Source organism: Paenarthrobacter sp. NPDC091669 (assembly GCF_044756725.1).
GTDB lineage: Bacteria > Actinomycetota > Actinomycetes > Actinomycetales > Micrococcaceae > Arthrobacter > Arthrobacter bambusae_C.
On record NZ_JBIVTK010000006.1, the window covers coordinates 40,483 to 54,841 of the forward strand.

A 14,359-nucleotide genomic window follows, 5' to 3' on the forward strand; every position below is an offset into this window, starting at 1 on the left:
AATGCCCTCGTTCGATTCCTTTATTGTGGGCGAGGACTTCGTCAGCGAACACTACTTCACCACGGACACTACGAAGGCTGGCGAGTCCTTCCAAGCCGAGGTCATCAAGCTCCGCAAGCAGTGGGATGATGTCGCCAGAGAGGGGCACGAGTCCCCTCTGCAGCGGTTCACCAAGGCTCGCGGCGAGCTGCAGATCAGCCTCGCCGCCCTGGCCGAAGACCCTAATAAGGCGCGTACAGTTTACCGCGCTCTTCGTGGGGCCCTCGGGTTCCATGGCCCCAGCAGCACGTTCAAGTCGGAACGTAGCGGCGCGGAGATGCTGGCCCACAATGTCTGGTCCAGTCCCAATGGCGAGCTCCTCTTTGTCGAAGCCATGCCGGCAGATGCCCTTGAGGATGCTCTGTCCAAAGACCGCGGTGAGCTTCCGGAGAAGCCTCTCGTCGATGACAAACCAATCAACTACTCCGCGAGCAAACTCATATCCGAGCTTTATCAGGCGGACGACAAGCCACAGTTCATCGTGCTCATGGCTGGGCGCTGGCTTGTTGTCACCGAGGGGGAGCGCTGGGCCGAAGGCAGGTATCTCGCCGCGGATGCGCTGCTCGCGGTCGAGCGTAACGACACGAAGCGAGGCGGGGAGCTGGACCGCTTCCTCGCCGTTTTCGGACACGACTCTCTCCACCCGGACGCGAACGAGCAGATCTGGTGGAACAGCGTCCTCGACGCATCCGTCAAACACACAGTCGGTGTCTCGAAGGACCTTCGCGAGGGCATCCGCCTCTCGATTGAGATCATCGCCAACGACGTACTCGTGCGGCGCACCGCCGAGGGGTTGGCGAACAACGACATTGACGGCAAAGATCTCGCTCCCCAGTGCTTGCGTTTCTTATACCGAATCTTGTTCCTGCTCTATGCCGAGGCATCGCCGGAGATGGGCATTATCCCCGTAGGCGACGACCGCTATGACCAGGGGTACGGCCTGGATCGAATCCGTGAGCTGGTTCTGAACCCGCTCACCTCGGAGAAGGCTAAACGGGGTACTCACCTTTACGAATCGCTCAACCGCCTCTTTAGGCTCGTCAACACCGGACACCACGCTCCTAACCCCGAGAACGCACTGACGTTCGAACGCCTTGAAGCTGACCTCTTCTCTGAAACGGCAACAAAGAGCATCGATGACGTCAAGCTCAGCAACGCTGCTCTGCAAAAGGTCCTGGAACACCTCTTGCTCAGCAAGGAGGCCCGCGGGAAGGATCGAGGCTTCATCTCCTATGCGGAGCTCGGTGTCAACCAGCTCGGCGCGGTGTACGAAGGCCTGATGTCCTACACGGGCTTTATAGCCCAGGAGGACCTTCACGAGGTGGCGAAGGACGGCGACTCATCAAAGGGATCATGGGTCGTGCCAGTTGATAGGTCCGGGGACATCGAGGACCGGCACTTCGTGAAGGCTCAGGACGAAATCACCGGTGAGTGGAAGCCCGTCATGCACCAGAAGGGTACGTTCGTCTTCAGGCTAGCTGGCCGCGAACGCCAGCAGTCAGCTTCCTATTACACACCGGAAGTGCTCACCAAGTTTGTTGTCTCGCAGGCTCTTGAGGAGCTTCTCGACCAGGGCGGCACCACGACGCCCGCCGACGATATCTTCAAACTCACCGTGTGCGAGCCAGCGCTGGGTTCGGGGGCGTTTGCCATCGAGGCTGTCCGCCAACTTGCTGCCGAGTACCTCAAGCGCAAGCAAGGGGAGCTCAACGTCAAAATTCCCGCCGACGAGTACCCGCTAGAACTGCAAAAGGTGAAGGCACAGATTGCCCTCCACCAGGTGCACGGCGTGGACCTGAACGCGACGGCGGTCGAACTAGCCGAGGTTTCGCTTTGGCTGGACACTATGGTTGCTGGGCTGCAGGCCCCATGGTTTGGACTTCGCCTACGTCGCGGCAATTCGCTGATCGGTGCGCGTCGTGCGACCTACTCTGTGGCACAGATCAGGGACAAGTCCTGGCTCACGTCGGCGCCTTATGACGCTCCCCTCACGGGCCTAGCCGCGGCCTTGGAGCACGACGGGGATGATCCCGCCGTGGTTGGCCGTGTTCACCACTTCCTCCTTCCCGCCCAGGGATGGGGCGCTGCCTCAGATGCGAAGGAGGTCAAGGACCTCGCGGGTGACGCCCAGAAGGCACTTGCAACGTGGCGCAAGTCGGTACGGATCAAGCCGACCAAGCAGCAAATCGACCGGCTCCTAAACTTGTCACGAAGAGTCGAGTCGCTCTGGAAACTCACGCTCCGCCGCTTCGAAATTGCAAACACCGAGGCACGACGCTCGATTGAATATTTCGGGAAGTCGATCGTGACACCGGAGTCTGGGGCCGACGCTCGCTCAGTCACCCGCGCCGAAATCGAGGAAACGCTCAACGACCCGAATGGAGCGCACCGGCGACTCCGACGCGTGATGGACGCATGGAACGCCCTCTGGTTCTGGCCACTAACTGAGAAGGCGACAAAGGGCCTGACACCCCCTAGCGCCGATCAGTGGCTTGACGCACTGGAAGGACTCCTCGGGTTGCAGGGCAAAGATTCTAAGATGGCTGGTCAGCGCTCTCTCGGTGCTGGAGCCAATTGGGACCAGCTGAATCACGCCGAGCACGCTGACCTCCAGCTCGCGCTGGTCAAGGATGTCTCCGATCTACTTGTCGAACAGCCATGGCTCGCGGTGTGCGACGATCTGGCTCGGGATCAAGGCTTTTTCCATTGGGAACTCGAATTCGCGTCGGTTTTTGCGGTGGGTGGATTCGACCTCCAGGTGGGAAATCCGCCGTGGGTGCGGCCACGCTCAGACGAAGCCGCCTTGCTGGCCGAGGGAGACCCTTGGTGGCAGTTGGCCGAAAAACCCACACAGGCGCAGATCAAGGAGAAGCGCGAGGCAACTCTCGACCTCGAGGGTATGAGCGAGTACTTCGTTGATGTAGCGGTCCAGACGCCCCAGGTGGCCGAGTTTGTTGGCGACCGAACGATGTACCCATTGTTGGAGGGGCTACAGCCGGATCTTTATCGCGTGTTTATGGAACGAGTATGGCGATCTTCCTCACCAAGCGGGGCAAGCGCACTGCTGCATCCCGAGTCGCACTTCACTGAGAAAAAGGCTGCGGCACTGAGGTCGGAGACCTACAGGCGGATCCGTCGACATTGGCAATTCATTAATGAGTTATCTCTTTTCGAAATCCATCACCTCGTTTCCTACGGGGTCCACGTGTACGGCTCTCGCCGGGAGGCGCCGCAATTCAAAATGGCGGCCTCCCTGTACCATCCGGATACGGTGTCACGGTCGTTGGTGCATGACGGCTACGGGCAGGTTCCAGGGCTCAAGGACGACGAAGGGAAGTGGGACCAGCGGCCGCACAGCGAACGCATCATCCAAGTCGATGAGTCGGCCTTGGCTGTGTGGGCGGACATCCTTGATGAACCGGGCACGCCGCCGATTTGTGCGCGCATGGTGTACCCCGTGAACCGGGCGAGCTCCCGAGTGCTCGAGAAGCTCAGCAAGGCGCCACGCGTACGCGAACTTGGGCTCCAGTACTCCTCCGGCTGGCATGAGACTGCCGATCGAAAGAAGGGCTATTTTGAAGTCGGCTCCGCAGTCCCGGAGTCGTGGGAGGACGTCATCCTCCAAGGCCCGCACTTTACTGTGGCCAACCCGTTCGCCAAGCAGCCGAACCCCACGATGAAGAACAACCTCGACTGGACCGAAATTGACCTCGAGGCCCTCCCGGAGACCTTCATCCCCCGCACTAGCTACCAAATTGCAGGAGACCGTCCACGATATGACGCCAACTATGGCAGTTGGTTGGGACAGGAAGGACTCATCCTACAACGATCACGTTATCGCGCGGTCTGGCGTCGCATGGCCGCAGTGACAGGCGCACGAACGCTCCACGCTGCAATTGTCCCGCCCGGAACGGCTGGGGTGGACAACGTATATCAAGCCGCGTTTGTCGGTAGCGAATCCTCTCTGGACGATCTTGTCTTGCTCGTCGGTGTGATGTCGTCGTTGGTTGCCGACTATCTCATCAAGGTTGGTGCAGCATCCAAGGTTAATTTCGAAAACATTCAAAATCTCCCAACTTTAGCGAGTGACGATTACCGGCTTCTCATCGTTGAGCGCGCTCTGCGCCTGACAGCCTTGACGGCGGAGTATGGTCCTCTAGTTGAGTCAGTGCTCGGAGCAACATGGACGCCAGAGTGGCCCACTCGAAAAGACGCCGCCCGTCGACAGCTGCTCGTAGAACTTGATGCCCTTGTCGCCCTCGCTTCTGGCATTGATGCCGATGAACTTTGCACCATCTATCGGACGCAGTTTCCGGTCCTTGTCGGGTACGAACGCAGCGACCTTTACGACTCGGATGGACGTAAAATACCTGGTGAAATGGCTAGGCAGTACAGAGAACGCGGGGAGAACTTGTCGACCGTTGAACGCAGTTGGACCCATCCCCAGAGCCAGGTGGAGTACGTCTTCGAATACCCATTTGCGTCTTATGACCGTGAAGAAGACATGCGTAAGGCCTACGTACACTTTCAGAAGCTGTTGGCGGAGAAGAGCTGATGGCTGTTCTTCTCCCCACGCATCAGGTCGAAGATCTTCAGGCTGGTCTGATCGACTACTTGTCAACCACTTTTGCTCTCACCGACCGTGAGGCGCGCAGCGGGCTGCACACATTTCTTGAGGACCCCGCTGACGGTATCTTCAAGGGACCCTTCGTGCGGCTTCGGCTGCCTTTCGAGCCGGCCTCCGACGGTTGGCGAGAGCGCCTCGACTGGTATCAAGGGCCGACGCCCTACGGACATCAGGCTAAGGCGTTCGAACGACTGAGTTCCAAGCCCTTAGGCGGCTCGACGTCCGGGTTCCGTCGTCCTGAGCCGACGTTGGTCACTACAGGTACTGGCTCTGGCAAGACGGAATCGTTCCTCTACCCGATTCTCGATCATGTCCTCAGGGCCAAGGCCGCGGGCGTCACGGGCATGAAGGCTGTCATCCTTTACCCGATGAACGCACTCGCCAATGACCAGGCGCAGCGTCTCGCTGCCATGATTACGGAAAACCCAGAACTCGGCGGGATTACTGCCGGGATTTACACCGGGCAGCAGGCCGGTTCGAGGCGCAGCAAGGTTTCCGCGGCCGGGCTCATTAACTCTCGTGAAATCTTCCGGAGTGAAGCCCCGGACATCCTTCTCACCAATTACAAGATGCTGGACATGCTCCTCCTCCGCGAGGACGATGCACCCATCTGGCGACAGTCCGCCACTTCGCTTCAGTACGTGGTGCTCGACGAGTTCCATACCTACGACGGGGCCCAGGGAACAGACGTCGCAATGCTCCTGCGGCGACTCGGCCTGACGCTCAAGAGCCATTGGCCTGCCGACCTGACGACAGTCGCGCACGGTCCAACGGAGGATGACCGTAATCGGCCTCTCGGGCGCGTCACACCTGTAGCTACCTCAGCGACCCTTGGAGCCAAGGGGGAGTCCGAGCCCATGCTCCGTTTTGCCGAAACAGTCTTCGGCGAAACCTTCCCGAAAGACGCCGTGGTCACCGAGGCCCGGCTCAGCGTGGACAAATGGACAGGGCAGGACAATTTTGACACTCGAAGGGAATTAGTCAGCTTAGCTGCCAGCCTTGAGACCACAACTAAAGCGATCGAAGTTGCACTCGGGAGCGATGCTGAGGACCCGAACGCTGTCATTGTGGAGCAGCTCTGTCAGCTTCTCTTCGGTTATCAGCCAGAGAACCTCCTCCAAGCCGTCCGCATCCATCCCCTCACTCGAGTTGTTCTGACTGAGGCAAGTGACGCAGTCTCCCTTGCCGACCTATCCGAGCGAGTACTCGGTGAGTTCAACACTTCCGGAGGCCCCCGCCGAAGGGCTTCCCTCGCCGAGCGGCACACGGAGTTCATGGCTCATTTCTTAGCCCTCCTAAGCCACGTCCGGGCGGAATCGGGTCGGGAAGCTATTTCCGTGGAGACGCATCTTTGGATCCGAGAGCTTTCCCGCATCGACAAATCCATCGATGCCAATCACCACTACCGCTGGGGTGATGACGGACCCCACACAGACCCTTCCCTCTATCTGCCTGCCCTCTACTGTCGCCACTGCGGCCGCTCAGGCTGGGGCACGGTGCTCGGTCCCACCGGGGCGGACCTCGAGAATGACGACTCCAAAGTCCGCCGCGAGGCAGCCACCGGCAACCCACGGTTCCGCGCCCTCATCCATGCCCCTAATGAGGACGCCCACAGAGCTGAGACAGGTGGGCTCGCAGACGGCCTCAGATGGCTCGACACCGTCAACCGAACAATCCTTGGCGATCCTCCGGCTGAGGATAGTGCCGCTGCCCACGAGGGGAGGATCGTTCCTGTCCTCATGCTCCTGGGCCAGGATGCTGACGACGAGTCGAAGGACGAGTACTGCCCTGCCTGCCAAACCAAGGACGGCATCCGCTTCCTGGGCAGCGCTATCGCAACGCTGCTGTCCGTGAGCATCTCCAACCTCTTCGGCGCCGACGGGCTCGACTCCGGTGAAAAGAAGGCACTTGTCTTCACTGACAGCGTTCAGGACGCAGCGCATCGAGCGGGCTTCGTGCAAGCCCGCTCGCACATCCTCACCCTTCGTTCTGCATTCCGAAACGCTCTGGACATCGCCGCTTCCGGCGGGGGAGCGGCCACGTTGCAGGAGGTCGTGGACGCAACGTTGAAGGACGCGACGACCCCAGTTCGCCGTTATCAGCTCATCGCCCCTGACTACGCCGATCGCCCGCAGCTCAGAGCATACTGGGACGCCGAGGCCAACCCCCAGGAACGGCTGCGCGCCACCCGCAATGCGCAGAAGCGCGTCCTCTTTGACGCGTCCATCGAATTCGGACTGCAGTCCCGGCTGGGTCGTACTCTTGAGCTGACCGGGAGCATTGTCGCCGAAACAGACGCCGGGTCGGCCGCCGCGATGGTCGCTGCCGCCCGTGTTGCTCTGAGTGCGGTTCCCGACACCCTTGGTTTAGATGAGCACGCCTCAAACGACGGCGCGCTCCTCGCGTGGGTGCGTGGCGTCGTGGAACGTGTCCGCACCCAGGGCGGCATCCGCCATCCCTGGCTTGAGAAGTACATGGCTGCGGATGCCAAGAACCAGCGTTGGCAAATCTGGGGCGGTCGTCGCCGCAATGAAGGGATGCCAGCGTTCCCCAAGGGCCGTTCCGCCCCCGCGTTTCCGCGGCTTGGCGGGGGAGAACCAGGGGAAATGGATCCCATCGCTAGCACGAAAAGCTGGTACACACGCTGGACTGCCCGCTGTCTCAAACTCCCCGGATCCGATGCTAGCCACGTAGCTAAGGGACTGTTCTTTGAGCTTGCGGACAGAGGTGTTCTTGAAGCCGTGCAAGCGAAGGACGGCGCCACCGTCTACGCGCTGCCTCCTGACAGAATTCTTCTCCACGTCCCGGACGGTCAGAACGTAGGTACCGGGAAACACTTCCTTGCGTGCAGCGTGTGCCGGGCCGTGACGCCTGGAACGATTGCCGTAGTCGATCAACTTGACGGCGCCCCATGCACCTATATCCGATGCCCCGGACTGCTCGTGCGGCAATCGGAGGAGGACAACTTTTACCGCAAGCTGTACGCCACTCGGGATCCGAAGCGAGTAGTAGCGAGCGAGCACACGTCACTCCTGCCTGACGAGGACCGAATTCGTGTGGAGGACCAATTCAAGTCCTCCATACAGCTGCCGCAAGCCCCCAACGTACTTGTAGCGACACCAACGTTAGAGATGGGCATCGACATTGGCGACCTTTCGTGCGTCATGCTCGCGTCGCTCCCCACCTCCGTGGCATCGTATCTCCAACGTGTGGGGCGCGCCGGGCGTCTTACCGGCAACTCGCTCGTGCTCGCATACGCGCGCGGTCGTGGCGAACACTTGCCCAAGCTTCACGACCCTCTTTCTGTAATCAACGGTCAAGTCCGTCCTCCGGCGACATTTCTCGACGCAGAGGAAATCCTTCAGCGCCAGTACCTCGCCCATATCGTAGACCGGTTTGCTCGTGACGCCGGGCGACCACATCCCCGCAAAGCATCCGCGGCGCTCGGTGACGACAAACCAGGTTCGTTCCTTGGAGAGCTCATCGAGGCTGCGCATTCTTGTGCTGAAGAATACCTGGGCGCTTTTCTCGGGCAGTTCGGTTCGCTGCTGTCGCACACCAGCGCAGAGCGGTTGCGAGAATGGGCTACCCCACGCGAAGACGGATCGAGCGAGCTCGCGGAGCATGCGGTCCGGGCCGCGAGGTTTTGGGCAGACGACGTGGCCGAGCTCCAAGTACGCATTGAGGAGATCGAGAAGTCCCTGCCTGAGCTCGATGCAATGGCCGAGCACAACGGCGCGGATGAAGAAGCGAAGCGTGCGCCGAGGACCGCCAGGGCCATGCAGCGCATGTTCCGCGGCCAACTCAAAGACCTGCGCGGCGAGTACTGGATCTCTGTGCTTGAGAAGTACGGTCTTCTGCCCAATTACACGCTTCTGGACGACTCGGTAAATCTGGACATCGGAGTCTCGTGGCAGGAGGTGGAGACCCAGGACTACGTCACCGAAACGATTTCGCTTCAGCGCGGGGCCGGGATCGCGATCCACGAGCTCGCCCCCGGCGCAACGTTCTACTCACGTGGCCTCGAGGTCAAGATCGACGCTGTCGACCTTGGCCCTCAACGAAGCCATATCCGGCGGTGGCAAGCATGCCCGGAGTGCGGATGGATCAACACCGATGTGGACAGCCACGGCGCGGTCAAGACTTGCGCCAGGTGCAAGCTGGGCGGGATCGCTGACGTTAGCCAGCAGTTCGACGTCGTCGTTATGAAGAATGTCTCTGCGGAAGTACGGCGGGACGAGGTAGCCATTGGAGACCGGAGCGACCAACGCGTCAAGGAACGCTTCAACACGTTACTTGCGGCGGACATAGACCCCGAACACGTCACGGACGAGTGGTTCCTCGAGGACTTCGAGTTCGGTGCCAAGTACGCAAACCGGGTCCAGCTGCGTTGGCTGAACCTTGGCCGTGCCTCCATCAACGCCGCCGCGCGTACTATCGCTGGAAACGAGTCGAAAGCCCCGCTGTTCCGTGTCTGCAACCACTGCGGAAAACTCGACCAAGGCGCAAAGGCCAACAGCCCTGAAGAGCATCGCTTTTGGTGCAGGAACCGTAAGTCACAGGACGAGAACGTAGCGGAGGTAGCCCTCGCACGTGTGCTGAGCACCCAGGGGGTAGCCATCCGCCTGCCGTCCGCCCAGGTCCTCGGTGATGACTTTGCGCTTCCTAGCCTCACCGCAGCGCTCCTGCTGGGGCTGCGGGAAGTGATTGGTGGCTCGCCGGACCACATCGCTGCGGAGGTGATTAACGAGCCAGCAGACGGGGGAACCGCCGTCTCCCTCCTTCTCCACGACAAAGTGCCTGGTGGAACAGGGTATCTCGCGGAGTTTGCCGAGGCCGCCAAAGTTTGGGCTCTGCTCCATGCTGCTTGGACCGTGGTGCGCAACTGTGAATGCAGGGAAGAAGAGCGTCTTGCCTGCCACCGTTGTCTGCTTCCTTTTGCTAAGCCGTGGCAGGTCGAGCAGGTGGCCCGGGTATCTGCGGAGCGATTGCTGCGGGGCATACTCGCGGGGAGCGAGGCCTTTGTGCCTTCGAGCGCCGGCGAAGAGCCGACGTTCGCTGACTGGAGCATCACCACTGTCCCGCCGGCCGCTGCCTCGCCCGAGTCGCACCTGGAGGTAAAGTTCCGAAGAGCACTCGTTGACCGGCTGTCAAAGTACGGCGCCTACATCAAAGTGACTCCAGGTATCCGTGCGGACAAGGTCGAGTTCCGACTACCGGGCGCCAAGCACATCTGGTGGCTCGAACCGCAGGTGGACATACACGGAACCCGCCCAGATTTTGTCCTGTCGACGGCGGATCCTGATATTCCGCGAATAGCGGTTTACACCGACGGCTATGTGTTTCATGCCTCGCCGGAGCACAATCGTGTTGCCGATGACGCTGCGAAGCGCCAGAGACTGCGGGACGCCGGCGTGATCCCTTGGGCAGTGACTTGGGAGGATATCGATGCGTTCGAGCGTGACGGCGTTCTATTCCCGCCGGTTTGGTTTACGGACAAGGCCGCGGGAATGGTCCAGTCCGGAAAGTCTCCATTGAAGCCTGCACTCGTTGGCGCAATTCAGCAGGATGCGGTGTCCCAACTGTGGCAGTGGATCCGCGAGCCAGACGTGGAAGGTTGGAGCGACCTCTCCAACGCCGTGCCGCTCTTGGCCGCGGCCAAGTCGAAGCCGTTCAAGTCCGCTGTCGCGGGACTGGCGGAGTTCGTGCACGCCAGCATGATCGAGGCCACTGCGACACCGGAACCGGGACCAAATCCGTGCTGGATGTACGTTGATGGCCCTCTACGGTTCGCCGCAGGTGCCACGTCGAACGCGGCCGCGAGTACCGCCGTCGTACTTCTTCTTGACTCACGGGATGAGGCAGTTTCTAAGCCGGAGTACAAAGATGCCTGGCGGGAATGGCTGCGCCTAAGCAATCTGTTGGGCTTCAAACACATTGTTCCCGCCATAGGCGCCGTGAGCCTCATGTATTCGCAGGTTCCGATCCTCGTTGAACCCGAAGTATTGGGCAAACATGTTGAGCCGGAATGGCTGGAGCTAATGGAGTACGCGACCGACGTCGAGAAGGAGGCACTCCGGCTGCTTTCCGAGGTGGAAGGGATTCCGCTGCCCGAGCTGGGTTACGAGCTGGAGAATGGCACCCCGGTCGATATCGCGTGGCCGAACTTCGGCGCCGCACTTGCCCTGGGTGACGACGGCCAGGGCGACCTGCCGGAAGGTTGGAAGTGGGTGGCCCTTGAAAAGACGGAAATCCGGGTGGCCCTGGGGATGAAGGAGAACGGCTAGTGGCGTCAGTAACCCTTATGAAGGGATCCAACAAGGTAGACGGATCCCTTAAGAAGCTTGTTTTTGACTTTCTGTACAAGCTCCAGGAGGACGACACCTCGCCGGGGCTTCACATTGAACCGATGAAGGCCTCCAAGGATTCCCGGGCAAGGACGGGCCGAGTCAACCAGCAATACCGGGCTGTGTTGTTCAAGATCGACGCTCAGGCAGAGCCGCACTACGTCTACATCGGCACCTGGAACCACGATGAGGCGATCGAGATCGCCAAGAAGAGCACCCTCAGTGTTAACCCGGTCAGCGGTATCGTCGAGCTCATCAGTGAGCATGTAGAGGCGTCTACTGAACCAGCGGCCCCGTCTACAGGTAGCATCCCGGAACTTTCCACGCCCGCCTACGTAACGGGCCTAAAAGCTGCCGGGTACACGCCGTCGTACCTCCTTACTGAGCTTGGTATCCAGGAGAGAACCGGCGCGGCGGCGATTGATGCGCATTCGGTTGAAGCATTTGAGGAACTTGTCGAGCAAGTTCCGGAGTGGCAGGGATTAGTATTGCTCGACCTCGATAACGGCAAGTCTCTAGCCGACGTCAAGGCTGAATACGGCATCGGCAATTACACGGAAGACCCGCAGATGTCCGACGACGAAAAGATTGCCGCTCAGCTCAAGCACCCGGCTTCGAAACTCGAATTCACCTACGCTGAAGGGTCCGACGAACTCAAGTATGTGATCGACAACGAGAGTTTTGAAGATTGGCTCGTCTTCCTGCACCCGGCTCAGCAGCAGTATGCGGTCCGAGATAGGAACGGTTCATTCCGATTATCCGGCGGTGCAGGTACGGGTAAGACCGTCGTGGCAATCCATAGAGCCAAGCACCTTGCCGATGAGTACCCCGACTCTCGAATCTTGCTGACGACCTTCACGAAAACCCTTGCTGAGAATCTTGCACAGAATCTCGGACGCCTTGATCCGGCATTAAAGCAGAGCGAGAAGATCGCCCAGACCGGAGTTACGGTCTCGGGGATTGACTCCGTCGCGGCACAGGTATGGTCGAAAGCCGATTTATCCTCCCAAAAGGCTGCGCTGGAGCACGTCCTGGGCGTTTCCGAGGCAGATACAAAGCATCGATCCGGAAGCAGTGAATGGGACGAAGTGCTGTCGCAGATTGACCACTGTTTGGACCCTTCACTAGCCAATGCCTCCTTCCTCGGACAGGAGTACCTGTCTATCGTTCTGGCGAACAATGTGGTTGATCGGGATGCCTATCTGACCGTTTCGCGGGCAGGTCGGGGAACCGCGCTCAATCGGATGAAACGAGTGGAAGTCTGGAAGGTCATCGAGGCGTACCGTCGGATGTGCCGGTCCAAGGGAGCAGTCAGCTATGCCGAACTCGCTGCACTTGCTGCAGCGGTCCTGGATTACCAGGCGTCAGCGGGGCAGGGGCATCTGTTCGACCACGTGATTGTCGACGAAGCTCAGGACTTCCACGCAGGGCACTGGCTGTTGCTGCGGGCGCTGGTTGGCGAAGGACCGAATGACCTCTTCATCGCCGAAGACTCTCATCAACGCATATACGGACAGAAAGTGCCTCTGAGCCGCTTCGGAATTCAGATCGTCGGGCGTTCACGTCGCCTTACCCTGAATTACCGCACCACTGCCCAAAACCTCGCGTTCGCTGTGAATCTGCTCTCCGGGACGGCATTCACAGATCTTGAAGGTGAGGAGGAGAAGTCCTCGGACTACTCCTCAGCCCGCAGTGGTCCCGCGCCCAGGCTCGAATCGGAATCATCTCTCACGGCGGAACTCGACAGCGCAGCCAAATGGGTAAAGGCTTGGGCTGACGAGCAGGGCCTGTCGTTGGAGAATATCGGCATTCTCGTCCGTTCCGGCAAGCTTGCTGACCTTGTGGTTAGCGGACTCGAGGAGCGCGGCATTGCTACGCAAAAGATTGCTGGGGATAAAGCCATACACGCGGGAAGTCCCGTGGTCATGACCATGCACCGTGCCAAGGGGATGGAGTTTGCAAAGGTCCTCTTGTTCGGAATCGGTGAATCGAACATGCCGATGCAGTGGGCCCTGAAGGACCTCGGCGAAGCTGAACGCAACGATGCTTTGCTCCAGGAGCGTTCGCTCTTGTACGTGGCTGCGACGCGGGCAAGGGACGAACTCGTGGTTTCTTGGAGCGGGAAGGTATCGGATTTGCTTGGGGTTGACGGTTAAGTTGAGGCTGCAGGGGTTTTGCCTCAATTGAACGGAAACCGTCAGAGCTATTTGGTACAAAGTAGTTATCGGGCGGAGATGCCCGTCGGACAAAAGGGGCAAAAGAAGGTGGATACAGCTTAGGCGGCGAACGCACGATGGTGGCAAGGGGATAGCACCCAACGCTTCTGGATGGAATTGGTCAATGTTGAAACGTGGGGAAGCGAGCTCATTGCGCCCGACACACCTAGATATGACCTTATGCGTGATGTTCGGGTTGGTGATGTCGTACTTCATTGGGTGGGCAAGAACAACCCCATGAAATTCAAGTCGGGTATGTATGGCGCTTCACTTGTTGCGCGAGAGCTTCAGCCGAGGGCGGGGGACTGGTTTGGTAAGCCGGCAAGTACGATTCCGCTGACCGGGTACACGGCTCTTCCGCGTCCATACTTGTTGACCGATCTAAGGAACCAGCATCAGGAAAACATACTGGACGTGAGGAAAGAGCTGGAGCGGGAATTTGCGGAAGCCCGCCTCACCATCTACTTTCCGTTCCAGCGGCATCCCACCAGTGGGTTGAAAAATCAGGGGTACCTCTTCAAGATGCCCGCCGAAGTGGTTAAGCGAGTGCACGGACTACTGCCTGACAGCGACTGGGGTGGATTTGATCGATCGCTCGTTGCTCCGCCAGTTTCGGGACAGAACGACGTCAAGCAGCGCTACGCCGGCTTTTGTGCTGATCCCATATTGAAGAAGACGATCGAGATGCAGGCGGTCGGGCAGGCGACCGCCCACTATGAAGCTGCTGGTTATAGCGTCGAGGATGTCGGTGCGTACCGATCTTACGACTTGTTAGTCAAACGTGCCAGCGAAGAGCGTCACGTCGAAGTGGAGGGCTCCCAAGGCTACGTCCAAAAAGTGATCCTGACGCGCAAAGAAGTAGCGCATGCAAACGAGTTCGAGCCGACGGATCTGGTCGTGGTGGCGGAAATTCCCTGGGAGCGGCACTACGACGGGTCCAACGACACCGGTGAAGGAATCATGAGCGTATATCCGGACTGGAGGCCGTCGCCGGAGAACCTGAAACCGCTGAGCTACGAGTATTACTTGGACTAAGGCTGAAGTGGTTGGGGCCGGATCATCGACCCCAACCGGCAATTTTTCGGTGTTTAGGCATGAACCGGTTCAAACCGTCACTTCATATTGCCTAA

Annotated in this window: 4 protein-coding genes; all 4 read left to right on the forward strand. The window is 59.6% G+C overall.

Annotated features, from left to right (window positions below; all coding sequences use genetic code 11):
- Window position 1: 1 nt before the first annotated feature.
- The 4 genes from ACIQLI_RS11450 to ACIQLI_RS11465 all read left to right on the forward strand — a co-directional run bounded on the left by ACIQLI_RS11450 (window position 2) and on the right by ACIQLI_RS11465 (window position 14,264).
- Complete coding sequence (locus ACIQLI_RS11450) at window positions 2-4,594, forward strand: DNA methyltransferase (protein WP_400388303.1); 4,593 nt, start codon at window positions 2-4, stop codon at window positions 4,592-4,594.
- Window positions 4,594-10,953 carry a DEAD/DEAH box helicase gene (locus ACIQLI_RS11455; protein ID WP_400388305.1) on the forward strand — a complete coding sequence of 2,120 codons (6,360 nt, stop codon included), beginning with the start codon at window positions 4,594-4,596 and terminating at the stop codon, window positions 10,951-10,953. Before ACIQLI_RS11450 ends, ACIQLI_RS11455 begins: the two co-directional genes overlap by 1 nt.
- Window positions 10,953-13,169, forward strand: a complete 2,217-nt coding sequence (locus ACIQLI_RS11460; RefSeq protein ID WP_400388308.1) for a 3'-5' exonuclease — start codon at window positions 10,953-10,955, stop codon at window positions 13,167-13,169. Before ACIQLI_RS11455 ends, ACIQLI_RS11460 begins: the two co-directional genes overlap by 1 nt.
- Window positions 13,170-13,340: 171 nt before the next feature.
- A complete protein-coding gene (locus ACIQLI_RS11465) occupies window positions 13,341-14,264 on the forward strand; it encodes a protein NO VEIN domain-containing protein (RefSeq protein ID WP_400388311.1) in 924 nt (307 codons plus the stop codon).
- Window positions 14,265-14,359: the final 95 nt, after the last annotated feature.

Bases quoted from the DNA above. Each gene is read 5' to 3' on its own strand.
- ACIQLI_RS11465 (WP_400388311.1), top strand. From the start codon at position 13,341: ATGGAATTGGTCAATGTTGAAACGTGGGGAAGCGAGCTCATTGCGCCC.
- ACIQLI_RS11455 (WP_400388305.1), top strand. From the start codon at position 4,594: ATGGCTGTTCTTCTCCCCACGCATCAGGTCGAAGATCTTCAGGCTGGT.
- ACIQLI_RS11450 (WP_400388303.1), top strand. From the start codon at position 2: ATGCCCTCGTTCGATTCCTTTATTGTGGGCGAGGACTTCGTCAGCGAA.